21 protein-coding genes are annotated in these 23364 nt (G+C 62.1%); 13 read left to right on the top strand and 8 right to left on the bottom strand.

Annotated features, from left to right (window positions below; genetic code table 11):
- Positions 1 to 34: 34 nt before the first annotated feature.
- Both AB1N67_RS20505 and yaaA read right to left on the bottom strand, forming a co-directional pair.
- On the bottom strand, positions 35 to 1351 hold the full coding sequence (locus tag AB1N67_RS20505; RefSeq protein ID WP_043207423.1) for a nucleotide sugar dehydrogenase: 1317 nt from the start codon (positions 1349 to 1351) through the stop codon (positions 35 to 37).
- Positions 1352 to 2229: 878 nt separating this feature from the next.
- Positions 2230 to 3009: a peroxide stress protein YaaA gene (gene yaaA, locus AB1N67_RS20500; RefSeq protein WP_331370727.1), complete on the bottom strand. Its 780-nt coding sequence runs from the start codon at positions 3007 to 3009 to the stop codon at positions 2230 to 2232.
- Positions 3010 to 3146: 137 nt separating this feature from the next.
- Here yaaA and AB1N67_RS20495 point away from each other — a divergent pair, with 137 nt between their 5' ends.
- From AB1N67_RS20495 to AB1N67_RS20470, 6 genes are all read left to right on the top strand, one after another.
- On the top strand, positions 3147 to 4262 hold the full coding sequence (locus tag AB1N67_RS20495; RefSeq protein WP_182942316.1) for a polysaccharide deacetylase family protein: 1116 nt from the start codon (positions 3147 to 3149) through the stop codon (positions 4260 to 4262).
- 272 nt (positions 4263 to 4534) lie between these two features.
- A complete protein-coding gene (locus AB1N67_RS20490) occupies positions 4535 to 5929 on the top strand; it encodes a PhoH family protein (protein ID WP_043207427.1) in 1395 nt (464 codons plus the stop codon).
- A gap of 165 nt (positions 5930 to 6094) precedes the next feature.
- On the top strand, positions 6095 to 6565 hold the full coding sequence (moaC, locus tag AB1N67_RS20485) for a cyclic pyranopterin monophosphate synthase MoaC (RefSeq protein WP_043207428.1): 471 nt from the start codon (positions 6095 to 6097) through the stop codon (positions 6563 to 6565).
- Complete coding sequence (locus AB1N67_RS20480; RefSeq protein ID WP_043207429.1) at positions 6565 to 6810, top strand: MoaD/ThiS family protein; 246 nt, start codon at positions 6565 to 6567, stop codon at positions 6808 to 6810. Before moaC ends, AB1N67_RS20480 begins: the two co-directional genes overlap by 1 nt.
- A 2-nt stretch (positions 6811 to 6812) precedes the next feature.
- Complete coding sequence (gene moaE, locus AB1N67_RS20475; protein ID WP_043207430.1) at positions 6813 to 7259, top strand: molybdopterin synthase catalytic subunit MoaE; 447 nt, start codon at positions 6813 to 6815, stop codon at positions 7257 to 7259.
- Between the two features lie 187 nt (positions 7260 to 7446).
- On the top strand, positions 7447 to 8223 hold the full coding sequence (locus tag AB1N67_RS20470) for an ABC transporter substrate-binding protein (protein WP_367863341.1): 777 nt from the start codon (positions 7447 to 7449) through the stop codon (positions 8221 to 8223).
- A gap of 80 nt (positions 8224 to 8303) precedes the next feature.
- Here AB1N67_RS20470 and AB1N67_RS20465 read toward each other — a convergent pair whose 3' ends face one another.
- The 5 genes from AB1N67_RS20465 to AB1N67_RS20445 form a co-directional block, all read right to left on the bottom strand.
- A complete protein-coding gene (locus AB1N67_RS20465; RefSeq protein WP_090346843.1) occupies positions 8304 to 8930 on the bottom strand; it encodes a transcriptional regulator in 627 nt (208 codons plus the stop codon).
- A gap of 73 nt (positions 8931 to 9003) precedes the next feature.
- The gene (locus tag AB1N67_RS20460) at positions 9004 to 10134 is read right to left on the bottom strand and encodes an NAD(P)/FAD-dependent oxidoreductase (RefSeq protein WP_367863340.1); all 1131 of its coding nucleotides are present in this window, start codon (positions 10132 to 10134) and stop codon (positions 9004 to 9006) included.
- A 10-nt stretch (positions 10135 to 10144) separates the two neighbouring features.
- Entirely contained in the window at positions 10145 to 11095 is a 951-nt protein-coding gene (locus tag AB1N67_RS20455) for an ornithine cyclodeaminase family protein (RefSeq protein WP_043207434.1), read from the bottom strand.
- Positions 11096 to 11332: 237 nt separating this feature from the next.
- On the bottom strand, positions 11333 to 12772 hold the full coding sequence (gene rhlB / locus AB1N67_RS20450) for an ATP-dependent RNA helicase RhlB (RefSeq protein WP_043207436.1): 1440 nt from the start codon (positions 12770 to 12772) through the stop codon (positions 11333 to 11335).
- A gap of 102 nt (positions 12773 to 12874) precedes the next feature.
- Entirely contained in the window at positions 12875 to 13531 is a 657-nt protein-coding gene (locus AB1N67_RS20445) for an alpha/beta hydrolase (RefSeq protein ID WP_043207438.1), read from the bottom strand.
- Positions 13532 to 13868: 337 nt separating this feature from the next.
- Here AB1N67_RS20445 and AB1N67_RS20440 point away from each other — a divergent pair, with 337 nt between their 5' ends.
- The 4 genes from AB1N67_RS20440 to AB1N67_RS20425 all read left to right on the top strand — a co-directional run bounded on the left by AB1N67_RS20440 (position 13869) and on the right by AB1N67_RS20425 (position 18024).
- The gene (locus AB1N67_RS20440; protein ID WP_043207439.1) at positions 13869 to 14897 is read left to right on the top strand and encodes an amino acid ABC transporter substrate-binding protein; all 1029 of its coding nucleotides are present in this window, start codon (positions 13869 to 13871) and stop codon (positions 14895 to 14897) included.
- Positions 14898 to 14962: 65 nt separating this feature from the next.
- Complete coding sequence (locus AB1N67_RS20435; RefSeq protein ID WP_090346849.1) at positions 14963 to 16141, top strand: amino acid ABC transporter permease; 1179 nt, start codon at positions 14963 to 14965, stop codon at positions 16139 to 16141.
- A gap of 10 nt (positions 16142 to 16151) precedes the next feature.
- Complete coding sequence (locus AB1N67_RS20430) at positions 16152 to 17249, top strand: amino acid ABC transporter permease (protein ID WP_070576229.1); 1098 nt, start codon at positions 16152 to 16154, stop codon at positions 17247 to 17249.
- Between the two features lie 10 nt (positions 17250 to 17259).
- Positions 17260 to 18024, top strand: coding sequence for an amino acid ABC transporter ATP-binding protein (locus AB1N67_RS20425; RefSeq protein ID WP_043207442.1), 765 nt, complete (start codon positions 17260 to 17262; stop codon positions 18022 to 18024).
- Positions 18025 to 18124: 100 nt separating this feature from the next.
- Here the strand turns inward: AB1N67_RS20425 and algW are convergent, their stop codons facing one another.
- Positions 18125 to 19285: a Do family serine endopeptidase AlgW gene (algW, locus tag AB1N67_RS20420; RefSeq protein ID WP_043207443.1), complete on the bottom strand. Its 1161-nt coding sequence runs from the start codon at positions 19283 to 19285 to the stop codon at positions 18125 to 18127.
- A gap of 263 nt (positions 19286 to 19548) precedes the next feature.
- Here algW and AB1N67_RS20415 point away from each other — a divergent pair, with 263 nt between their 5' ends.
- The 3 genes from AB1N67_RS20415 (at position 19549) to cysN (ending at position 23358) form a co-directional block, all read left to right on the top strand.
- Positions 19549 to 20307 (top strand): Nif3-like dinuclear metal center hexameric protein, encoded by a 759-nt coding sequence (locus AB1N67_RS20415; protein WP_070576226.1) that lies wholly within the window; start codon positions 19549 to 19551, stop codon positions 20305 to 20307.
- A gap of 216 nt (positions 20308 to 20523) precedes the next feature.
- The gene (gene cysD / locus AB1N67_RS20410; RefSeq protein ID WP_043207446.1) at positions 20524 to 21441 is read left to right on the top strand and encodes a sulfate adenylyltransferase subunit CysD; all 918 of its coding nucleotides are present in this window, start codon (positions 20524 to 20526) and stop codon (positions 21439 to 21441) included.
- Between the two features lie 15 nt (positions 21442 to 21456).
- On the top strand, positions 21457 to 23358 hold the full coding sequence (gene cysN, locus AB1N67_RS20405) for a sulfate adenylyltransferase subunit CysN (protein WP_182816349.1): 1902 nt from the start codon (positions 21457 to 21459) through the stop codon (positions 23356 to 23358).
- Positions 23359 to 23364 lie beyond the last annotated feature (6 nt).

Here is a 23364-nt window from a genome sequence, read left to right as displayed (position 1 = left end):
GAAGGGCAGCGGTCGCCCGCTGCCCGGCCGGGGGTTACCAGCAGATGCCTTCGGTGCGGCTGGTGGTGCAGGTCGGCTTGGTCATGAAGCCGACCAGGTCGATCACTTGCTTGCCTTCCGGTGCCTGCTGAGCGAGGGCGCGGAACTTCTCGTCGCGGTTGCCCAGGACGATCACGTCGGCGTTGTCGATGACGTGTTGAAGATCGTCATTGAGCAGCGAGGACACGTGGGGGATCTTCGACTCGATGTATTCCTTGTTGGCGCCGTGGACACGGGCGTACTGGACGTTCTGGTCGTAGATGTTCAGCTCGTAGCCTTTGCCGATCAGGCGCTCGGCCAGTTCCACCAGCGGGCTTTCGCGCAGGTCGTCGGTGCCAGCTTTGAAAGACAGGCCGAGCAAAGCGACCTTGCGTTTGTCGTGGCTTTCGATGATGTCGAAGGCGTTCTGCACCTGGGACTCGTTGCTGCGCATCAGCGAGTCGAGCAGCGGAGCTTTCACGTCGAGGCTGGAGGCGCGGTAGGTCAGGGCACGCACGTCCTTGGGCAGGCACGAGCCGCCGAAGGCGAAACCTGGGCGCATGTAGTACTGCGACAGGTTCAGGACTTTGTCCTGGCAAACCACGTCCATCACGTCGCGACCATCGACACCCACCGCCTTGGCGATGTTGCCGATTTCGTTGGCGAAGGTGACCTTGGTGGCGTGCCAGACGTTGCAGGTGTACTTGATCATTTCGGCCACTTCGACCGGCTTGCGGATGATCGGTGCGTCCAGTTCCTCGTAGATGGCCTGGAGCACGTCGCCGCTGGCCTTGTCCAGCTCGCCGATGACAGTCATCGGTGGGCGGTCGTAGTCGGCGATGGCGGTGCTTTCACGCAGGAACTCCGGGTTGACCGCGACACCGAAGTCGACGCCGGCTTTCTTACCGGAGCAGTCCTCGAGGATCGGGATGACCACGTTCTTGACGGTCCCCGGCAGCACGGTGCTGCGCACCACGATGGTGTGGCGACGCTCGGTGTCGCGCAGCACGTAGCCGATCTCGCGGCACACCGACTCGATGTACTCAAGGCCCAGGTCGCCGTTCTTCTTGCTGGGAGTGCCGACGCAGATCATCGACACATCGCTGGCGCGGATGGCTTCGGCGAAATCGGTGGTGCCACGCAGGCGGCCGTTGGCGATGCCTTGCTGCAGGAGCTGTTCCAGACCCGGCTCGACGATGGGCGACTTGCCCTGGTTGATCAGGTCGATTTTGGTCTTGGACACGTCCACGCCAATCACTTCGTGACCCCGTGCCGACAGGCAACCTGCACAGACCGCACCCACATAACCCAAACCAAAGATGCTGATACGCATCGTATTCACCTCGTGTGTTTATCACGTCGGCTCCTTCGCAAAAGAGCCGGACCGGGTTGATTAACCAGCAGTTTTCGGGCGCACGGTGCCATGGCGATTGCACATATCACCGAACGCAGGCATGAATAAATCCAGAGCGCGCAAAGTTGTGCACTCAAAGTTGGCAGTTAAATGGCCAGTATTAAAAGGCGTGCCCTGAAATGCAGCCGTCTTTATTGCAGTGTGCTATTACGCCTACTGCTGTGCTTGCTCTTTCAATTGGAAAAATCCTATGAAATCAACCACTAGGACGATTAATAGGGGCGCGTCTCTCCTTCGTGGACAGGGCTTTCGGTTGATACCGTTGCGTCTGTCGAAGTTATCGGAGCCGGTAGTGGATACCGGCCGGTTGTCATCTGTAAGTCATCTCTCACGACACCCGCAAGAAAATCGTTACGGGTCCTATGAGCGATTGCCGGTAGCAGAAGTTCCAAGGTGGGTTCTGCAGGTATGAAAGATTTCTAAATATTTTTTCAGTGGAAAATACTTTCAATCTGATAGCACGTATCAGTTTCACCCCTATATATAAAGGGCGAAAACGACGTGGGATGGTTATATGCCAGCATGCGAAAATTTTTTTCAAAATTCGTCAAAAAACTACGAACGGTCTTATGGCGTTTTGCAATAACGGCTGGGCAGTGGTTTTTTTGACGTCGAAATTATGACGAGATGGCCATTTGAAGCCTGCCCCATTGCAGGGCTGTCGGATGCGGTGAGACGACCAGTAGCAGCAGCTGTCTTGTTCAGGGGTGTCCTCTTCGCGGGTTTACCCGCGAAGAGGCCGGTGCAAGCAACGCAAGACTGTTGCTCCCACTGTTAATGCGCAGGACCTGAAGGTCTTACTCGCCAGGGTGGTCGCGCAGGAACACCAGGTGGTCTGGCTTGGACTGTTCGGCACTGTAGTAATAGCCCTGCACATCGAAGCGCTTGAGCTGTTCGGGGTCGTTGATGCGCTCCTGGATCACGAAGCGGCTCATCATTCCGCGGGCTTTCTTGGCGTAGAAGCTGATGATTTTGTACTGCCCGTTCTTCCAGTCTTTGAAGTCGACATCGATCACCCGTGCCTTCAGGGCGCTGCGCTTGACCGCGCTGAAGTACTCGGTGCTGGCCAGGTTCAGCAGGATGTCATCGCCTTGATCGGCCAGGGCCTGATTCAGCCATTCACTGATGCGCGTGCCCCAGAAGGCATAGAGGTCTTTGCCGCGGACGTTGGCCAGCTTGGTGCCCATTTCCAGGCGGTAGGGCTGCATCAGATCCAGCGGGCGCAGCAGGCCGTAAAGGCCCGACAGCATGCGCAGGTGGTCCTGGGCGTAGCTGAAGTCGTCCTCGCCGAGGCTTTCGGCGTCCAGGCCTGTGTACACGTCACCCTTGAACGCCAGCAGCGCCTGCTTGGCGTTGGCCGGGGTGAAATCCGGGGTCCAGCTGCCGAAGCGGGCGGCGTTGAGGCCGGCGAGCTTGTCGGAAAGGTGCATCAGTTCACTGATTTGTGCGGGTGTGAATTCGCGCAGTTGGGTGATCAACACCTGGGAGTCGTCCAGGTACTGGGGCAGGGTGAACCGCTGGGTCACCGGCGGGGTGTCGTAGTCGAGAGTCTTGGCGGGGGAAATCACCGTCAGCATCGGGTCGGCTCCTGGAATCGTCGAGGCGGATTCTACGGGCTGGGGCCGGCAAGACCAAACTATCGCGACGATAGTCACGGACCATCGCCCAACGCCACGTTATAGTGCGCGTCATGTTGCTGCGGAGAGCTTGATTCGTGCGTATTGCCTTCGTCCTGCTGGCCGGCCTGCTGAGCCTTGCCGCCCAGGCTGCCCCTTCGCCCCAGGCCACCCTGGACCGCACGCTGTGGCCTGAACAACTGGACAGCCCGGCGTTGTTCGATGTCGCTTCGCGGGCCGAAATCCTGTCGTTCGCCCAGGTGCTGCAGGAGAGTGAAATGCTCGACGAGCCGGCTCTGGCGGCGCGCCTGCAACTGCGCCAGATCAACCTGGCGGTGATACGTGCGGTGCGCGCGCGCATGTGGCAGCGGCTATGGGAAAACTATCAACAGGCCCAGCGCAGTTGCGAGCAGGATGCGTCCTTCTGCTATCCGCTGGAGTCCATGGCCGAACTGCGGACCCTGGCCGCCACTTTCACCTCCGGCGTGGGCGAGTTCTATACCGGCTGGCTCGAGCCCAGCCGGGCATTCCACACCCGTTACCTGGATGAACAACTGCGCAAGGCGGCGTTGTTCCCTCAGACCAGCAGCGAGGTCGAGCGCCTGTCGGACAGCGAGCGCACAGGCGATGAACTCAACGACCGGGTGTTCCTGCTGACATTCGTCGGTGGCCCCACTCCCGCGGGCGGTGCCACCGACGAGCTGGCCGATTATCTGCGCCGGCAGAAGCTCGGCGGCCTGTTCTTCGTGCTCGGTAACCGCTTGCAGCAGCGCGCCCCTGTGGGGGCGCTCTATACCGGGCAATGCGTGGGCATCCAGGGCTGGGAGTACCGCTCCCATGCCCAATGGCTGGACTGGCAGGATTCGCTGCGCCGGGCCCAGGCCCGGGTCCAGTCCGACCTGCCGGCGCAGTATGTGCCGTTGTTCCGCCCGCCGTACGGGCAGCGTCGTGCCGATGGCGAGGCATTCATGGCCAGCCAGAGGCTTCAGGTTTCGCTGTGGGAGATCGACGCCCAGGATGACAGTGCGCTCAGCGCCGAGGCCTCGGCACATCGGGTGCTGACCTTGATGCTGTTGTGGCGCAAAGGGGTGATCCAGTTCCACGACAACCTGCCCAAGGCGCAAACGGCGCTGGATTGGCTGTTGCGCAACACGGCGCAGAGTGGAATCGGCTGGGAAGATTGCCGGGATTATGGGCAGCGTGATGGGGCTTGATCTTTGACTCTAGTCCCGCTCACGGCTCAAGCCAAGTCCTGAACGTCAATCGGAAAAATAAAGTTCAAAGGAACGTAAAAAGACTTTTTTTGGTCATCATTAATGCGGTATGTAGGTACCAGACAGCCGAATCCTGCAGCACAGGTGGCGTCATCCAGGCCCTCCTTGCCAGGTGCGCTCCCCGCCCGTAACGACGCGGATACGGGGAGAACGGCGGTCACTCTGCGGCGCAGCATTACGCGTCGTGTGGCTTTCACATAAGGTGACCGAGTATGGATGACCAAGGACGCAATTCTTCCTCCACCCAGCCAATCCTGTATGTGCTCGATACCAATGTCCTGATCCACGATCCAAACGCTTTGCTCAACTTCGAGGAGCACCATGTCGCCATTCCGATGACGGTGCTGGAGGAACTCGACAAGCTCAAGACCGGCAAACACACCATCGCCGCCGAATGCCGCCAGGCCATCCGCCTCATCGACCAGACCCTTGGCGATGCCTCGCCCAGCGACGTCGAGCAGGGCGTGCCGATCCAGCGTGGCAAGAGCGGGCCCAAAGGGTTCCTGTCGATCCTGATGAGCCCACGCAACGAGCCAAACCGGCTGCTGCCCGAAACCCTCAACGACAACATCATCATCAACCAACTCCTGGAGTTGCGTGCCCGCCGCTGCGATCTGGACGTGGTGCTGGTGACCAAGGACATCAACATGCGCCTGAAGGCGCGTGCCTGCGGCATCGCCGCGGAGGACTACAGCACCGACCAGTTGGTCGATGACGTCTCCTTGCTGTCCAAGGGCTACCACTCGGTGACCGGCTCGTTCTGGGATCGCGTCAGCAAGGTCGAAACCCGGCAGGAGCGTGGTCGCACCTGGCATCGGGTACAACTGACCGACAACCTGCCGGCGGTGCACGTCAATGAGTTCATCATCGACGAGCAAGGCTTCGTCGGCTGGATCAAAGGCATCCGTGAAGACGAACTGCTGCTGCTCGACCTGCACCAGGAGCCGTTGCTGCACCAGGAAGCCTGGGGGCTGAAACCCCGCGACATCCATCAGAGCCTGGCGTTGTTCGCCTTGCTCGACCCAGATATCCACCTGGTCAACCTGACCGGCGCCGCCGGCTCCGGCAAGACCATCCTGGCGCTTGCCGCCGCCATCGAGCAGACCATGGTCAGCAAGCGCTACCGGCGCATCATCGCCACCCGCAGCGTGCAGGGGCTGGACCAGGAGATCGGCTTCCTGCCGGGGACCGAGGCCGAGAAGATGGAGCCTTGGCTGGGCGCCATCACCGACAACCTCGAAGCCCTGCACATGGATGACGAGAGTACCCACGGTAGCGTCGAGTACATCCTCGAGCGGGTCCCGTTGCAGTTCAAGTCGCTGAACTACATCCGTGGGCGCAGCTTCCAGCAGAGCCTGATCCTGATCGACGAGTGCCAGAACCTCACCCCGCACCAGATGAAGACCATCATCACCCGTGCCGGGGCAGGGTCCAAGGTGGTGTGCCTGGGTAACCTGGCGCAGATCGATACCCCTTACCTGTCGGCCACCAGCTCCGGGCTGACTTATCTCACCGAACGCTTCAAGGACTTCCCTCACGGCGTTCATATCACCTTGCAGGGCGTGCCACGCTCGGTGCTGGCCGAGTACGCCGAGTCCCACCTGTAAACCCCAGTCTGCCGGGCGGTTCGCCGCCCGGCTTCTGTGATGTCCTCTACGCCGATTAACCCGCTCCCATGGCGGCCAGCGGGATTTGGCTTGCCCGCGACACAACCACTGCTCAAAGCTGACCTGCGGGTTTACACTCTTTGTTCCCTTCACAGGAGCAATGCAGTGCTGACTCATCTCGATTCCCAGGGGCGCGCCAACATGGTCGACGTCACCGAAAAGGCCGTGACCGCGCGTGAGGCGGTGGCCGAAGCGCGGGTGCGCATGTTGCCGCAGACGTTGCAGATGATCGTCGACGGCGAGCATCCCAAGGGCGATGTGTTCGCCGTGGCGCGCATCGCCGGGATCCAGGCGGCGAAGAAGACCAGCGACCTGATCCCGCTGTGCCACCCGCTGATGCTCACCAGCGTCAAGGTCGAGCTCAACGCCGAAGGTTCTGATGCGGTGCGCATCGTCGCCCGTTGCAAGCTGGCCGGGCAGACCGGTGTGGAAATGGAAGCGCTGACTGCCGCCAGCGTTGCGGCGCTGACGATCTATGACATGTGCAAGGCCGTCGACAAAGGCATGGTGATCGAGCAAGTGCGCCTGCTGGAGAAGCTCGGCGGCAAGAGCGGCCATTACCAGGTGGAGGCGTGATGAAGGTTCAGGTGGTGTATTTCGCCCGTTATCGTGAATTGCTAGGGGTCGATGGCGAGCCGCTCGAAGGTGCCTTCGCGACCCTGGACGACGTACGCCAGGCCTTGGTGGCCAAGGGCGGGCAATACGAGGTGCTGGCCGAGCAGAACGTGATGTGCGCACGCAATCAGGATCTGAGCAAGCTGGCCGAGCCGGTGGAGGAGGGCGACGAAGTAGCGTTCTTCCCGCCGGTCACGGGAGGTTGAGCATGGGCGTTCGAGTACAGGAGCAGGCCTTCGATCCAGGCCTTGAGGTCAATGCGATGCACGCGGCCAACGTCGGCGTGGGCGCGGTGGTAGGGTTCGTTGGCTATGTGCGGGATTTCAACGATGGCCGTGAAGTGGCGGGGATGTTCCTCGAGCATTACCCAGGCATGACCGAGAAAGCTCTGGCCAAGATCGTCGTCGAGGCCGAGCAGCGCTGGCCACTGCTCAAGGTCGAGGTGCTGCACCGCATCGGCGCGCTGGAGCCGGGCGAACCGATCGTCTTTGTCGGCGTGGCCAGCGCTCACCGTCAGGCGGCGTTCGATGCCTGCAATTTCATCATGGACTACCTCAAGACCCGGGCGCCGTTCTGGAAGAAAGAGAACACCCAGGATGGGCCGCGTTGGGTCGAAGGTCGGCAAAGCGACCAGGATGCCGCCGGTCGCTGGTGAACCTGGCGGGGCACGGGCGGGCCGGATGCGTCTGCCCTTGCCGCACGTTGTGGTTGGTAGTTGAGTTTCTATACAAAAAAGTCCAGTATGGAATCATAAGTACAAAATGATTCCAGGCAGCCTTGCGCCTGTCACCTTTCCTCTGTCTTGCACCACACCTCCAATAACGAGCGAGAGAGATCCCCCCATGAAAAAGCTCATCCTGATCAGCGGTCTGGCCCTGGGCCTGTTGGCCGGTAGCAACCTGTACGCTGCCGAGAACGTCCTGCGCATCGGTATCGAGGCCGCCTACCCGCCGTTTGCCGCGAAAAACGACAAGGGCGAAATCGTGGGCTTCGATTACGAGATCGGCAATGCCCTGTGCGCGCAGATGAAGGTCAAATGTGTCTGGAACGAGGTCGAGTTCGACGGGCTGATCCCCTCGTTGAAGGTCAGGAAGATCGATGCGGCCCTGTCGTCGATGACCATTACCAAAGAGCGCAAGCAATCGGTGGACTTCACCCACAAGTACTACTTCACGTCATCGCGCCTGGTGATGAAGAAGGGGGCGGTGGTCGATGACCAGTACCAGAGCCTCAAAGGCAAGACCATCGGCGTGCAGCGTGCCACCACCACCGACCGCTACGCCACCGAAGTGCTCGAGCCCATGGGTGTGAAGGTCAACCGCTACAGCAACAACGAAGAGATCTACATGGACCTGGCGTCCGGGCGTGTGGATGCCATTTTTGCCGATACCATTCCCCTGGAGGACTTCCTGTCGATGCCTCGTGGCGCCGACTTTGCCTTCGTAGGGCCGGAGCTGAAGGACCCCAAGTATGTCGGTGAAGGTGCCGGCATCGCGGTGCGCAAAGGCAACACCGAATTGGTGAGCCAGCTCAATAGCGCCATCGATGCCATTCGTGCCAACGGCGAATACCAGAAGATCCAGGCCAAGTACTTCAAATCGGATATCTACGGCGACTGAAACACTGCGCTGGGGGCGCCTTGCGCCCCTTTTCCGACCGCTGTGTAGTCCCGGCAATCGTCAAGGGACCTCTGCAGCACTCAGGCCTTGAGTTCCTTCAAGTGCTTGTACACCGTCGCCCGTCCCATTCCCAGCACGTTGGCCACGTAGTTGGCCGCACTCTTGCCCTTGAAGGCGCCCTCGGCATGCAGGGCCAGGACCAGCTCGCGCTTGTGATCGCGGGTCAGCAGGTTAAGGCTCAACTGACGCTGGCGCAGCCAGCCGTTGAGGAAGGTGTTGATACGTTCCTGCCAGTCATCGCGAAACAGCGCGTCGGGTTGGGGAATCAATCGGCTGGGTGAAAGGAACAGATCCAGCGCCGCCTTGGCGTTCTCGAACAGCGAGATATTCAGATTGATGCACAGCATGGCCAGGGGTGTGCCTGCGGCATCGCGCAACACGGTGCTCAACGAGCGGATCTTCTGCCCGTCCCAGTTGAGTTTTTCGTAGGGGCCGATGTTGGTTTCATCGGTACCGTGCTCGAGCATGTCTTCCAGGGCCGCATCGTCGCCGATCTCGCGTTTGGACAGGTTGTTGGCGATGTAGTCGATCTTCTGGGTGCGCAGGTCGTGCAGCACCACTTCGGCGTGGGGGAAGAACAGGGTGGCGATGGCATCGGCGATGGCCCGGTAGTTGTCCAGGGTCGGGTCAGGGCGAGGGGATGGCATTGAGGCAGGCTCCAGGCTGTGTCAGCGCCCTGCGGCGAGGGCGCTGCGAGTGTGCCGCAATCGCGGCGGCGCGTCATCCCGACAGGCGTGCCGGGGATAGCATGGCGGCCGTCAGGCCAAAGCCATGCAGGTGATCCGGCAGCGCCTCGCCACGCACCAGGGCGGCGCTGGCCTGGCCCATGGCGGGTGAGGTCTGGATGCCGTAGCCGCCTTGGCCCGCGACCCAGAACAGCCCAGGCACCTGCGGGTCGAAGCCGGCGACCAGGTCGCCGTCAGCAACGAAACTGCGCAGCCCGGCCCAGGTGCGGGTAGGACGGCGGATGCGCAGGGTGGTGGCTTCCTCGATCTGATAGATGCCTAAGGCGATGTCGAGCTCTTCGGGTTGTACATCGTGTGGCTCCACCGGGTCGGCATTGGCGGGAGAGCCCAGGAGCATGCCGGCATCCGGCTTCATGTAGAAGGATTCATCGAGGCTGACCAGCATCGGCCAGTGGTGGCAGTCGACGCCCTCGGGGGCGGCGAAGATGGAGGCAGCGCGGCGCTTGGGTTGCAGGCCGAGGGGACGAGCGCCGGCCAGTACCCCGATGTGGTCCGCCCAGGCGCCCGCGGCGTTGATCAGCACGGGGGCGCTGAAACTGCCCTGGTTGGTATGCACCTGCCACAGCCCTTGGGCGTCACGCTCCACCCGTTGCACCTCGCAATCGCTGCGCACTTCGCCCTGTTGCCGGCGAATGCCGCGCAGGTAGCCTTGGTGCAGGGCATCGGTGTCGATGTCGCTGGCGCTCGGGTCGTAGAGGGCGCCATGGACTTTGTCCCGACACAGCACCGGCAGGCGGGCGCAGGCCTGGTCGGCATCGAGCAGCTCGAATTCGGGCACGCAGGCCTTGGCGCTGAGGTACTGGCGTTGCAGTTCGGCCGGATCGCCGTTGAAGTCCACGGTCATCTCACCGCGCGGGGTGAGCAGAGGATGCTCGGCGAAACCACTGGGCGGATGATCGAAAAAAGCACGGCTGGCGAGGGTCAGGGCGCGTACCTGTGGCGTGCCGTAGGCGGCGGTGTAGAGCGCCGCCGAACGGCCGGTGGAGTGATAGCCAGGCTGGGATTCGCGCTCGAGCACTAGCACGCGGCCATGGGCGGCGAGCCAGTAGCCGGTGGAGGCGCCGGCGATACCGGCGCCGACGATGATGTAGTCGGCAGTCTGCATGCTGTTCTCCTCAGGCTTCGCGCAGAAGCTGATACAGGGCATTGGCCAGGGCAATGTCCTCCAGGCCCAGTCCGATGGAGCGGAAGAAGGCATGGCGCTGGTAGGCCGGCGCGGCGGCGTCGCCACTGAGCAGTTGCGGCAGGTCGCCGACGATCGCGTCTGCCTGCCACCCCAACTGCTCGGCGGCGATGCGCATTTCGCCTGCGCTTGCGGGGGTGGTTACCCGGTAATCGCAGTAGACATCCATCTCGGCCAGGCAGGCTGGCGGGATTTCATGGGCGCGTACGGCATTGGTGCTGATCGAGGTGATCAGCGCAGGTTTGCTCAGCGTGCGTGGGTCGATGACTGGCACGGCCGAGGAAGTGCAGAGCATGATCACGTCGGCATCGTCCAGGGCCTGCTCGAGGTTTTCCATCAATTGCAGGCGGCTGTCGAGGCCGGCCAGGTGTTCGCGTTGCCCTGCGCTCTGTTGGCCCAGGCTGGGGGAATACAGGCGAATGTCCTGCCAGTCGCGCAGGCCGCGCACATAGTGCAGGTGAGCGCGGGCGATCGGGCCGCTGCCGATCACCGTCAGGCGGCGGGCATGGCCTGGGGCCAGCGCGTCGATGGCCACGGCAGTGGTAGCGGCGGTGCGGGCGGTGGTCAGTTCGCCGGCGTCGCAGAGCATCAGAGGTTGACCGCTGTCCATGGACATCAGCAGGGTCCAGGCGGTGACCAGGGGGCCTTGGTCACGGACGATGTAGGGCGAGGTTTTTACCCCATAGACCCGCTCCGTGGCCAACACGCCGCCATAGTTGATGAAGTCGCCCCGGCCAGCCGGAAACTCCACCAGTTGTTGGGGCGGCTGTACCGCCTGGCCACGGGCCAGGTCACGGAACAGGTTGCGCAGGATGTGCGGGACATCCACCTGGGCGAGCAATTGGCGGGCGTGTTGTTGATCGACGACGAGGGGCGCGGTCATACGAAGCTCCAGATAAACTATTTTTTCCATTATGGACTTTTTGTTTATTTGGACAATATCGCAGGCGCAAAAAGGTTGCGGCGCAATTCGGCGCCAGAAAGGGAGGGGTAGAGAAAGCAGGGGTGGGGCTTGGCCCGCAGAACAGGCCCTGCGGCTCGGAGCAGGGCCTGTGGGAGCGGTCTTGCCGGGGCGCCGGACCGCTCGGGAAGGGGCAAAAGGTGCCCCAAGGTATACGGCTCAGTGGTGCTTTCGCGGTATCGACTTCAGCAGTTCGTCCGGTGGCATCTCGCACTTGATCTTGCGCCCCAGCAGCTCTTCGATAGCCGGAAGCTGGTAGGCATCGTCCTCGCCGGCGAAGCTGATCGATACGCCGCTGGTCCCGGCACGGCCGGTACGGCCGATGCGGTGTACGTAGTCGTCCGGGTCTTCCGGCAGGGTGAAGTTGATCACGTGGCTGATGCCGTCGATGTGAATGCCACGGCCGGCCACGTCGGTGGCCACCAGCACCGCGATGCGACCTTCGCGGAAGTTCTCCAGGGTGCGGATGCGCTTGTGCTGCGGCACGTCGCCCGACAACTGGGCGGCGTTGATGCCGTCACGCACCAGGCGCTCTTCGATGCGGCGCACTTCATCCTTGCGGTTGGCGAAGACCATCACCCGTTCCCACTTGTTCTGCGTGACCAGGTTGTACAGCAGCTTGTACTTGTCGCTGCTGGCCACTGCATAGACGTGCTGTTCGACCGTTTCGCTGGCCACGTTCTCCGGCTCGATCTCGACGATGGCCGGGTTGGTGGTCCACTGCTTGGCCAGGTTCATCACGTCATCGGTGAAGGTGGCGGAAAACAGCAGGGTCTGACGCTCGCTCTTGGGCGGGGTCTGGCGGATGATCTGCCGGACCTGGGGGATGAAACCCATGTCGAGCATGCGGTCGGCTTCATCGAGCACCAGCACCTCGACCATGTCCAGATGCACTTCGCCGCGCTGGTGGAAGTCCAGCAGGCGGCCTGGCGTGGCTACGAGGATGTCGCAGTGACGCGCTTCCAGGGCCTTGAGCTGCTTGTCGAAGTCCATGCCGCCGACGAACGTCATGACGTTCAGGCCGCTGTACTTGGTCAGGGCCATGGCGTCCTTGGCGATCTGCACCACCAGCTCGCGGGTCGGCGCGATGATCAGCGCGCGCGGCTCGCCCATGTAGCGTTCCTTGGGCGGCGGTACCTGCTGCAGCTGGGAAATGATCGAGATCAGGAACGCGGCGGTCTTGCCGGTGCCGGTCTGGGCCCGGCCGATGGCGTCCTTGCCGCGCAGGGTATGACCCAGCACCTGGGCCTGGATCGGCGTGCAGTACGGGAAGCCCAGGTCATGGATGGCATGCATCAGCTCGTTGGAAAGCTTGAAGTCATGGAAGCGGGTCTTGCCCTCCTGGGGCTCGACCACGAAATCTTCCGGCTTCCACAGGCTGGCCTGGGGCTTGGGTTTGCGTTCGCGACGTGGCTTGTCCTTGGCGGGCTTGTCGTCGCGAGTGGGGGACGTGGCCTCGGGCGTATTGACCGGCGAGGCTGGGGGCGCCGGCGGTTCGACCGCAGGTGCAGGTGGGGGCGTCATCACGCCGGCTGCAGGCACGTTGGCCTGGGGTGCGGCGTCGCCCTTGGCGAAAATTTTCTTGAGTGCCTTGAGCACGATCGTCTCGTCAACTGGTTAAGGAATGTACGCCCGGCAGTGTAATGCAAGAACCGGGCAGGGCGTAGTGCGGTGCGCCTACAACTACAGCAGATTGCACCGCTAGCGCAGGTGGCGCACCAGCCAGTTGTAGATATCGTTGATTTCCTGGGGCACCACTTCGTGTTCCATCGGGTATTCCTCCCAGGCCACTTCGACGCCCCACTGCTTGAGGTGCTCATAGGCCGTGCGGCCCATGGACGGGATCACCACCGGGTCGTGCACGCCGTGCAGGCAGAGGGCCGGAGTGCGCTGCTGGCAGGCGCTCAGCTGATGGTTTTCATTGAAAGTGGGCGCGTAGGTGGACAACGCCAGTACACCGCCCAGGGCTTCCTGCCACTTTATATAGGCCGTGTGCAGCACCACCGCGCCACCCTGGGAGAACCCCGCCAGGAAGATTCGCGTCAGGTCGATGCCCTTGGCTCGCTCGGCTTCGATCAACGCCACCACCTGATCGGCGGACGCTTCCAGCTGCGCTTCGTCGATAGCGCGCGCAGGCGTCATGGCCTTGATGTCGTACCAGCTGGGCATGGCGTAGCCGCCGTTAATCGTTACCGCGCGTGTCGGCGCTTGGGGCATAACGAAGCGGGTGCTGAGCAGGTGTTCCTGCAACGCTTCGGCCACCGGTAGGAAGTCGTAACGGTCGGCCCCCAGGCCGTGCAACCAGATAACACAGGCGTCTGCGGTGTTCTGGGGTTCGAGGATCAACGGGTTGGTCATGACTGCTCCGAAAGTGTGCGCACGCGCCTGATCGAGTGCATGAAATAAAGGCGTGCATGGGTAATGCCACAAGAAGATGTCGCAACTCTACAACTTTTCCTGCTTGACGACCCCTTAAACGCTTGAGCCCGAGACTGTGGTACGCCCTTTGCTATGAATCAACCGATGCGAGGGGATGGCCGGAGACGGTAACACCCCTCGTGCGGATAGAAGGCTGTCACCAGAACGGCCCATTGCGCCAATTGACCCGATAACAAGCCAACAAGGGGTCGGATGCGCCTCATAAGGGTGCGGTGCAATTCCGGCTCGATACAACAAGAGCGATTGGAGGTTGTGAATGAAGATGTTGAAAACCACCCTGGCAGTCCTGACCGCTGCCGCTGCGCTGGGCGCCACCAGCTTCGCCCACGCTGGCGCTACGCTAGATGCGGTAAAGAAGAAGGGCTTCGTCCAGTGTGGCGTGAGTGACGGCCTGCCGGGCTTCTCGGTACCGGACAGCACCGGCAAGATCGTCGGTATCGATGCCGATGTGTGCCGCGCCGTGGCCGCCGCCGTCTTCGGCGACGCGACCAAGGTCAAGTTCAGCCAGCTCAACGCCAAAGAACGCTTCACTGCGCTGCAATCGGGTGAAGTCGATGTCCTGTCGCGCAATACCACCTGGACCAGTTCGCGTGATGCCGGGATGGGCCTGGTATTCGCCGGCGTGACTTACTACGACGGCGTCGGTTTCCTGGTCAACAAAAAGCTGGGCGTCTCCAGTGCCAAGGAGCTCGATGGCGCGACCATCTGCATCCAGGCCGGTACCACCACTGAGTTGAACGTCTCTGACTTCTTCCGTGCCAACGGCCTGAAGTACACCCCGATCACCTTCGACACTTCCGATGAAAGCGCCAAGTCGCTGGAGTCCGGTCGTTGCGATGTGCTGACCTCCGACAAATCGCAGCTGTTCGCCCAGCGCTCCAAGCTGGCGGCGCCAAGCGAGTATGTAGTACTGCCGGAAACCATCTCCAAGGAACCTCTGGGCCCGGTCGTGCGCAAAGGGGACGAGGAGTGGTTCAGCATCGTCAAGTGGACCCTCTTCGCCATGCTCAACGCCGAAGAGGCAGGCATCACCTCGAAGAACGTCGAGGCCGAGGCCAAGTCCACCAAGAACCCCGACGTCGCTCGCCTGCTCGGTGCCGACGGCGAGTACGGCAAGGACCTGAAGCTGCCCAAGGACTGGGTGGTGCAGATCGTCAAGCAGGTGGGTAACTATGGCGAAGTGTTCGAGAAGAACCTGGGCCAGAGCACTGACCTTAAGATCGATCGTGGCATGAACGCCCTGTGGAACAACGGCGGCATCCAGTACGCGCCACCAGTGCGCTGATGGTTGCACCTGCGGCGGCACCGCGCCGCCGCAGGTTGTTCGATCCCATCCTTTCGGGGCATTACATGCAAAATCAAATTGGCGCGCAGAAGGGGTTTTCCCTGAGCGATCCACGTGTGCGCGCGTGGCTGTTCCAGATCGTCACGGTGGTCTTCGTGGTCGGCCTGGGCTGGTACCTGTTCCACAACACGCAAACCAACTTGCAACACCGGGGCATCACCTCGGGTTTCGACTTTCTCGAGCGCAGCGCAGGCTTCGGCATCGCCCAGCACCTGATTCCCTACGTGGAGTCGGACAGCTACGCCCGGGTGTTTCTCATCGGCCTGCTCAACACCCTGCTGGTTACCTTCATCGGCATCATCCTGGCAACGCTGTTGGGCTTCATCATCGGTGTGGCGCGGCTGTCGCCGAACTGGATGATCAACAAGCTGGCGACAGTCTATGTCGAGACGTTCCGCAACATTCCGCCGTTGTTGCAAATCCTGTTCTGGTACTTCGCGGTGTTCCTGACGCTACCGGGGCCGCGGGGCAGCATCAACCTGCAGGACACTTTCTTCATCAGCAACCGTGGCGTGAACATGCCCGGTGCCTCCATGGCCGAGGGCTTCTGGCCATTCGTGGGCGCCGTGGTGCTGGCGATCGTCGCCATCGCGCTGATGGTGCGTCTTGCCAACAAACGCTTCGATGAAACCGGTGAGCCGTTCCACAAGTTCTGGGTGGGGCTGCTCATGTTAGTTGGCATCCCAGGCGTGTGCGTGCTGCTGTTCGGCAATCCGTTGAGCTGGGAAGTGCCGCAGCTCAAGGGCTTCAACTTCGTCGGTGGCTGGGTGCTGATCCCTGAGCTGCTGGCCCTGACCTTGGCGCTGACCATCTATACCGCAGCGTTCATCGCCGAGATCGTGCGTTCGGGCATCCGTTCGGTCAGCCATGGCCAGACCGAGGCTGCGCGCTCTCTTGGCCTGCGCGAGGGGCCGACCCTGCGCAAGGTGATCATCCCCCAGGCTTTGCGAGTGATCGTGCCGCCGCTGACCAGCCAGTACCTGAACCTGGCGAAGAACTCGTCCCTGGCGGCCGGCATCGGCTACCCGGAAATGGTCTCGCTGTTCGCCGGTACCGTGCTCAATCAGACCGGTCAGGCCATCGAGGTGATCGCCATCACCATGAGTGTCTATCTGGCCATCAGCATCAGCATTTCGCTGCTGATGAACTGGTACAACAAGCGCATCGCGCTGATCGAGCGGTGAGGATACGCCAGTGACTGCCCATGTTTTCAAACCTGACATGCCGCCACCGGTCAAGACCGTCGGCGTGCTCGCATGGATGCGTGCGAACCTGTTCTCCAGCTGGCTGAACACCCTGTTGACGCTGTTCGCCCTGTACCTGGTGTGGCTGATCGTGCCGCCTTTGGTGCAATGGGCGTTCATCGATGCCAACTGGGTCGGCACCACCCGTGCCGATTGCACCAAGGAAGGCGCCTGCTGGGTGTTCATCCAGCAACGCTTCGGCCAGTTCATGTACGGCTACTACCCGGTGGAGTTGCGCTGGCGGGTCGACCTGACTGTCTGGCTCGCTGTGCTGGGCGCCGCGCCGTTGTTCATCAAGCGTTTCCCGCGCAAGGTGGCCTATGGCTTGGGCTTTCTGGTGCTGTACCCGATCATCGCCTACACCTTGCTGCACGGTGGCTACCTGGGGCTGAGCACGGTGCCGACCAGCCAGTGGGGCGGCCTGATGCTGACCTTGGTGATCGCCACCGTCGGCATCGTCGGTGCCTTGCCCCTGGGCATCCTGCTGGCGCTGGGACGGCGTTCCAACATGCCGGCGGTGAAGGTGGTCTGCGTGACCTTCATCGAGTTCTGGCGTGGCGTGCCACTGATCACTGTGCTGTTCATGTCCTCGGTGATGTTGCCGTTGTTCCTGCCTGAGGGTATGAGCTTCGACAAGCTGCTGCGGGCGATGATCGGGGTGATCCTGTTCCAGTCGGCCTATATCGCCGAGGTGGTCCGCGGTGGGTTGCAGGCCATCCCCAAGGGCCAGTACGAGGCGGCTGCGGCCATGGGCCTGGGCTACTGGCGGTCGATGGGGCTGGTGATCCTGCCTCAGGCGCTCAAGCTGGTGATCCCCGGCATCGTCAACACCTTCATTGCCCTGTTCAAGGACACGAGCCTGGTGATCATCATCGGCCTGTTCGATCTGCTCAACAGCGTCAAGCAGGCTGCGGCCGACCCGACCTGGCTGGGCATGGCGACCGAGGGCTATGTGTTCGCCGCCTTGGTGTTCTGGATTTTCTGTTTCGGTATGTCCCGCTACTCCATGCACCTGGAGCGCAAGCTGGACACTGGCCACAAGCGTTAGGAGTCTCGAAATGAGTGAAGCGATCAAGCAGCCTGTCGGCCCCGAAGGCATCATCCAGATGCAGGGTGTGAACAAGTGGTACGGGCAGTTCCACGTACTGAAGGACATTAACCTCAATGTGCGTCAGGGCGAGCGCATCGTGCTGTGCGGGCCGTCGGGCTCGGGCAAGTCCACCACCATCCGTTGCCTCAATCGCCTGGAGGAACATCAGCAGGGGCGCATCGTCGTCGATGGCGTGGAACTGACCAACGACCTCAAGCAGATCGAAGCGATCCGCCGCGAGGTGGGCATGGTGTTCCAGCACTTCAACCTGTTCCCGCACTTGAGCATTCTGGAAAACTGCACCCTGGCACCGATGTGGGTGCGCAAGATGCCCCGGCGCAAAGCCGAGGAAATCGCCATGCACTATCTGGAGCGGGTGCGCATTCCCGAGCAGGCGCACAAGTATCCGGGGCAACTGTCCGGTGGCCAGCAGCAGCGGGTGGCGATCGCCCGGGCCCTGTGCATGAAGCCCAAGATCATGCTCTTCGACGAACCGACCTCGGCGCTGGATCCGGAGATGGTCAAGGAAGTGCTCGATACCATGGTGGGGCTCGCCGAGGACGGCATGACCATGCTCTGCGTGACCCACGAGATGGGCTTTGCCCGGACCGTGGCGAACCGGGTGATCTTCATGGACAAGGGTGAGATCGTCGAACAGGCTGCGCCGGATGATTTCTTCGACCGGCCGCGCAGTGATCGGACCAAGCTGTTCCTGAGCCAGATCCTGCATTGATGTGACGGGGGCCGCGGCGCGGCCCTTTCGCAGGCTACGCCGGTTCACCGCTTTGGGAAGGGTGCAAGCCTGCATCAGGGCTGCAAAGCAGCCCTTTTTGTTACTTTTCTTCTTGGGCGGCGACCGGCGCAGGTGGCGGTCGCAGCCCCACCTCGGCGATCAGCTTGAGCTGTTGCCCGTTGCGCATCACTTCGATGGTGATCTTCTCGTTGGGCTTGATCCGCGCCACCTGGTTCATCGACTTGCGACCATCGCCGGCAGGTTCGCCGTTGATGCTCATGATCACGTCGCCCAGTTGCAGGCCGGCACGTTGGGCCGGGCCATCGCGGAAGATGCCCGCCACGACGATGCCTGGACGACCCTGCATGCCATAGGACTCGGCCAGCTCCTGGCTCAGCGGTTGCACCTCGATGCCCAGCCAGCCACGAATGACCTGGCCATGCTCGACGATCGATTTCATCACCTCCAGCGCCAGCTTGACCGGGATGGCGAAGCCGATGCCTTGGGAGCCGCCGGACTTGGAGAAGATCGCGGTGTTGATGCCGATCAGGTTGCCGTTGGCGTCGACCAGGGCGCCGCCGGAGTTGCCGGGGTTGATCGCCGCGTCGGTCTGGATGAAGTCTTCGTAGTTGTTCAGGCCCAGCTGGTTGCGGCCGGTGGCGCTGATGATGCCCATGGTCACGGTCTGGCCGACGCCGAAGGGGTTGCCGATGGCCAGGGACACGTCGCCGATATGGATATTGTCGGAGCGACCGATGGTGATCGCAGGCAGTTTCTTCAGGTCGATCTTCAACACCGCGAGGTCGGTTTCCGGGTCGCTGCCGATGACCCGGGCCAGGGTCTCGCGACCGTCTTTGAGCGCCACCACGATCTGGTCGGCACCGCTGGTCACGTGGTTGTTGGTCAGCAGATAGCCTTCGGGGCTCATGATCACTGCCGAACCCAGGCTGGACTCCCAACGCCGCTGCTTGGGCAGGTTGTCGCCGAAGAAGCGGCGGAATTGCGGGTCTTCGAATAGCGGATGGGCACTCTTGTTGACCACCTTGGTGGTGTACAGGTTGGCCACTGCCGGCGCGGCCAGCGTCACGGCATCGGCATAGGACACCGGGCCCTGCACGATCCGCGAGGTCTGCGGAGCCTGCTGCAGGTTGACGTCCTGGCTGGGCAGGCCGACCCACTGGGGAAAGCGCTGGATGATCAGCAGGGCGACCAGCACACCGGTAAGCAGGGGCCAGCCAAAGTAACGCAGAGCCTTGAGCATCGAATGAATCCTGGGAGTAGGGCAGGGGCCAGTGGCTACGCAGCAAGGGTGCGAGCGCGCGCGATCATACACGTGAAAGCGTTGATCAGGCGACGGTCTTGAACGTGGTGCAGCGTCCGCGGGTTTACTCGCGGATGAGCGTGCCACGAGCTGATCCCCAGGCGGGTTGCAGCCGGTTTCCCCGAAGCCGGCGACGGCCCATAATGGCGGCCATTATACGGGCGTTGTGCCCGCCGAACGTGCAGATTTCGAGGAGATTTTCCATGGCCGTCGCCCTGAACACTCTGGTCGAGGAAGCCGAGCGCTACCTGGGCAGCGCGAAGATCCAAGACTACTGCCCCAACGGCCTGCAGGTCGAAGGCCGTCCGCAGGTCAGCCGGATCGTCAGCGGCGTCACTGCCAGCCAGGCATTGCTGGATGCGGCAGTTGAGGCCGAGGCCGATCTGGTGCTGGTGCACCATGGTTACTTCTGGAAAGGCGAGAACCCGTGCATCACGGGCATGAAGCAGCGCCGGATCAAAACCCTGCTCAAGCATGACATCAGTCTGCTCGCCTACCACCTGCCGCTGGACGTACACCCTGAGGTGGGCAACAACGTGCAGTTGGCCCGTCAACTGGACATCACCGTCGAGGGGCCGCTGGACCCGCAGAACCCCAAAGTAGTCGGTCTGGTGGGCTCTCTGGCCGAGCCGATGTCGGCACGCGATTTTGCCCGCCGGGTGCAGGAAGTGATGGGGCGTGAGCCGTTGGTGATCGAGGGCGAACAATTGGTGCGCCGGGTCGGTTGGTGCACAGGTGGCGGTCAGGGCTACATCGACACAGCCATCGCTGCCGGCGTGGATCTGTTCCTCAGTGGCGAGGCGTCCGAGCAGACCTTCCACAGCGCCCGGGAGAACGGCATCAGTTTCATCGCGGCCGGGCACCATGCCACCGAGCGTTACGGCGTGCAGGCGCTGGGCGACTACCTGGCACGGCGCTTTGCGGTGGAGCACCTGTTCATCGACTGCCCCAACCCCATCTGATCTCGGCCATTTCAAAGGTGAATCCGCTCCCGCAGACGATTGGCTGTGGCAGCGGGTTTAGCCGCGAAGGCGCGCTCCACGTCCCCAAACCCGCAGTCATATCGTTAGATTCTTTCGGTCTAGTCAGCCTCCTAAATAGAATCAGGCGCTGTGATACAGTTCCTCGCTCGAACACGGCCCGCAGGCCGTCCATAAGATCGTTTTTCGTGAGTAGCCATGGTCGACAAACTGACGCACTTGAAACAGCTGGAGGCGGAGAGCATCCACATCATCCGCGAGGTGGCCGCCGAGTTCGACAACCCGGTGATGCTGTACTCGATCGGCAAGGACTCCGCCGTGATGCTGCACCTGGCGCGCAAGGCCTTCTTCCCAGGCAAGCTGCCGTTCCCGGTGATGCACGTCGACACCCAGTGGAAATTCCAGGAGATGTACCGCTTCCGCGACAAGATGGTCGAGGAGATGGGCCTGGAGTTGATCACCCACGTCAACCCTGAAGGTGTGGCGCAGGGCATCAACCCGTTCACCCATGGCAGCTCCAAGCACACCGACATCATGAAGACCCAGGGCCTGAAGCAGGCGCTGGACAAGCATGGCTTCGACGCCGCGTTCGGCGGCGCCCGCCGCGACGAGGAGAAGTCCCGCGCCAAGGAGCGTGTGTATTCGTTCCGCGACAGCAAGCACCGCTGGGACCCGAAGAACCAGCGCCCTGAGCTGTGGAACATCTACAACGGCAAGGTCAACAAGGGCGAGTCGATCCGCGTCTTCCCCCTGTCGAACTGGACCGAGCTGGACATCTGGCAGTACATCTACCTCGAAGGTATCCCGATCGTGCCGCTGTACTTCGCTGCCGAGCGTGAAGTCATCGAGAAGAACGGCACCCTGATCATGATCGACGACGAGCGCATCCTCGAGCATCTGACCGATGAAGAGAAAGCGCGCATCGTCAAGAAGAAGGTGCGTTTCCGTACCCTGGGCTGCTACCCGTTGACGGGTGCTGTCGAATCGGAAGCCGAGACCCTGACGGACATCATTCAGGAAATGCTCCTGACCCGTACGTCCGAGCGCCAGGGCCGCGTCATCGACCACGATGGCGCCGGTTCCATGGAAGACAAGAAACGCCAAGGCTACTTCTAATTTCAGGGTTACTCCATGTCGCACCAATCTGATCTGATCAGCGAGGACATCCTCGCCTACCTGGCCCAGCACGAGCGCAAGGAACTGCTGCGCTTTTTGACCTGCGGCAACGTCGACGACGGCAAGAGCACCCTGATCGGGCGCCTGCTGCATGACTCGAAGATGATCTACGAGGACCACCTCGAGGCCATCACCCGTGACTCGAAAAAGGTCGGCACCACCGGCGAGGAAGTGGATCTGGCGCTGCTGGTCGACGGTCTGCAGGCCGAGCGTGAGCAGGGCATCACCATCGATGTCGCCTACCGCTATTTCTCCACCGCCAAGCGCAAGTTCATCATCGCCGACACTCCGGGCCACGAGCAGTACACCCGCAACATGGCCACCGGCGCCTCGACCTGCGACCTGGCGATCATCCTGGTCGATGCGCGCTATGGCGTGCAGACCCAGACCCGTCGCCACAGCTACATCGCCTCGTTGCTCGGCATCAAGCACATCGTCGTCGCGGTCAACAAGATGGACCTGAAGAACTTCGACGAACAGGTCTTCGAATCGATCAAGGCCGACTATCTTAAGTTCGCCGAAGGCATCAACCTCAAGCCGTCGAGCCTGCACTTCGTGCCGATGTCGGCGCTCAAGGGCGACAACGTAGTCAACCGCAGCGAGCGTTCGCCGTGGTACACCGGCCCTGCGCTGATGGAAATCCTCGAAACCGTGGAAGTGGCGGCCGACCGCAACTTCACCGACCTGCGCTTCCCGGTGCAGTACGTGAACCGTCCGAACCTGAACTTCCGCGGCTTTGCCGGCACCATCGCCAGCGGTGTCGTGCACAAGGGGGACGAAGTGGTCGTGCTGCCGTCGGGCAAGAGCAGCCGGGTCAAGTCCATCGTCACCTTCGAAGGTGAGCTGGAAAACGCAGGCCCAGGCCAGGCCGTGACCCTGACCATGGAAGACGAGATCGACATCTCCCGTGGCGATTTGCTGGTGCATGCCGACAACGTTCCGCCGGTCACTGACCAGTTCGACGCCATGCTGGTATGGATGTCCGAGGAGCCGATGCTCCCAGGCAAGAAGTACGACATCAAGCGCGCCACCAGCTACGTGCCGGGCTCGATCGCCAGCATCACCCACAAGGTCGATGTGAACACCCTGGAGCAGGGCGCTGCCAGTGCCCTGCAACTGAACGAGATCGGTCGCGTCAAGGTCAGCCTGGATGCCGCCATCGCCCTGGACGGCTACGACAGCAACCGCACTACCGGCGCGTTCATCGTCATCGACCGCCTGACCAACGGTACCGTCGGTGCCGGCATGATCATCGCCCCGCCAGTCCTGCCGCACGGCAGCACCGGCCATCATGGCAAGCTGGCCCACGTCTCCACCGAAGAGCGTGCCCTGCGCTTCGGCCAGCAGCCAGCCACCGTGCTGTTCAGCGGCCTCTCCGGTGCCGGCAAGAGCACCTTGGCCTATGCCGTGGAGCGCAAGCTGTTCGACATGGGCCGTGCGGTCTATGTACTCGACGGTCAGAACCTGCGCCACGACCTGAACAAGGGCCTGCCACAGGACCGCGCCGGTCGTACCGAAAACTGGCGTCGCGCCGCCCACGTGGCGCGCCAGTTCAACGAAGCCGGCATGCTGACCCTGGCCGCCTTCGTGGCCCCGGACGCCGAAGGTCGCGAGCAGGCCAAAGCGCTGATCGGCAAGGAGCGCCTGGTCACTGTCTACGTCCAGGCCTCGCCGATCGCCTGCCGCGAACGCGACCCTCAAGGCCTGTACGCTGCTGGTGGCGACAACATCCCGGGCGAAAGCTTCCCGTACGATGTGCCGCTGGACGCGGACCTGGTGATCGATACCCAGACCACCAGCGTTGAAGACGGCGTCAAGCAGGTGCTGGATGTGCTGCGTCAGCGCGGCGCGATCTGATCCGCT

Source organism: Pseudomonas guariconensis (genome assembly GCF_040822035.1).
GTDB lineage: Bacteria > Pseudomonadota > Gammaproteobacteria > Pseudomonadales > Pseudomonadaceae > Aquipseudomonas > Aquipseudomonas guariconensis.
This window is presented reverse-complemented; position numbering and strand designations above follow the sequence as displayed.

Bases quoted from the DNA above. Each gene is read 5' to 3' on its own strand.
- AB1N67_RS20425 (WP_043207442.1), top strand. From the start codon at position 17,260: ATGAGTGAAGCGATCAAGCAGCCTGTCGGCCCCGAAGGCATCATCCAG.
- AB1N67_RS20435 (WP_090346849.1), top strand. From the start codon at position 14,963: ATGCAAAATCAAATTGGCGCGCAGAAGGGGTTTTCCCTGAGCGATCCA.
- AB1N67_RS20465 (WP_090346843.1), bottom strand. From the start codon at position 8,930: ATGCCATCCCCTCGCCCTGACCCGACCCTGGACAACTACCGGGCCATC.
- algW (WP_043207443.1), bottom strand. From the start codon at position 19,285: ATGCTCAAGGCTCTGCGTTACTTTGGCTGGCCCCTGCTTACCGGTGTG.
- AB1N67_RS20415 (WP_070576226.1), top strand. From the start codon at position 19,549: ATGGCCGTCGCCCTGAACACTCTGGTCGAGGAAGCCGAGCGCTACCTG.
- AB1N67_RS20445 (WP_043207438.1), bottom strand. From the start codon at position 13,531: ATGACCAACCCGTTGATCCTCGAACCCCAGAACACCGCAGACGCCTGT.
- AB1N67_RS20505 (WP_043207423.1), bottom strand. From the start codon at position 1,351: ATGCGTATCAGCATCTTTGGTTTGGGTTATGTGGGTGCGGTCTGTGCA.
- AB1N67_RS20490 (WP_043207427.1), top strand. From the start codon at position 4,535: ATGGATGACCAAGGACGCAATTCTTCCTCCACCCAGCCAATCCTGTAT.
- AB1N67_RS20460 (WP_367863340.1), bottom strand. From the start codon at position 10,134: ATGCAGACTGCCGACTACATCATCGTCGGCGCCGGTATCGCCGGCGCC.
- AB1N67_RS20440 (WP_043207439.1), top strand. From the start codon at position 13,869: ATGAAGATGTTGAAAACCACCCTGGCAGTCCTGACCGCTGCCGCTGCG.
- AB1N67_RS20455 (WP_043207434.1), bottom strand. From the start codon at position 11,095: ATGACCGCGCCCCTCGTCGTCGATCAACAACACGCCCGCCAATTGCTC.
- cysN (WP_182816349.1), top strand. From the start codon at position 21,457: ATGTCGCACCAATCTGATCTGATCAGCGAGGACATCCTCGCCTACCTG.
- yaaA (WP_331370727.1), bottom strand. From the start codon at position 3,009: ATGCTGACGGTGATTTCCCCCGCCAAGACTCTCGACTACGACACCCCG.
- cysD (WP_043207446.1), top strand. From the start codon at position 20,524: ATGGTCGACAAACTGACGCACTTGAAACAGCTGGAGGCGGAGAGCATC.
- AB1N67_RS20480 (WP_043207429.1), top strand. From the start codon at position 6,565: ATGAAGGTTCAGGTGGTGTATTTCGCCCGTTATCGTGAATTGCTAGGG.
- AB1N67_RS20470 (WP_367863341.1), top strand. From the start codon at position 7,447: ATGAAAAAGCTCATCCTGATCAGCGGTCTGGCCCTGGGCCTGTTGGCC.
- moaE (WP_043207430.1), top strand. From the start codon at position 6,813: ATGGGCGTTCGAGTACAGGAGCAGGCCTTCGATCCAGGCCTTGAGGTC.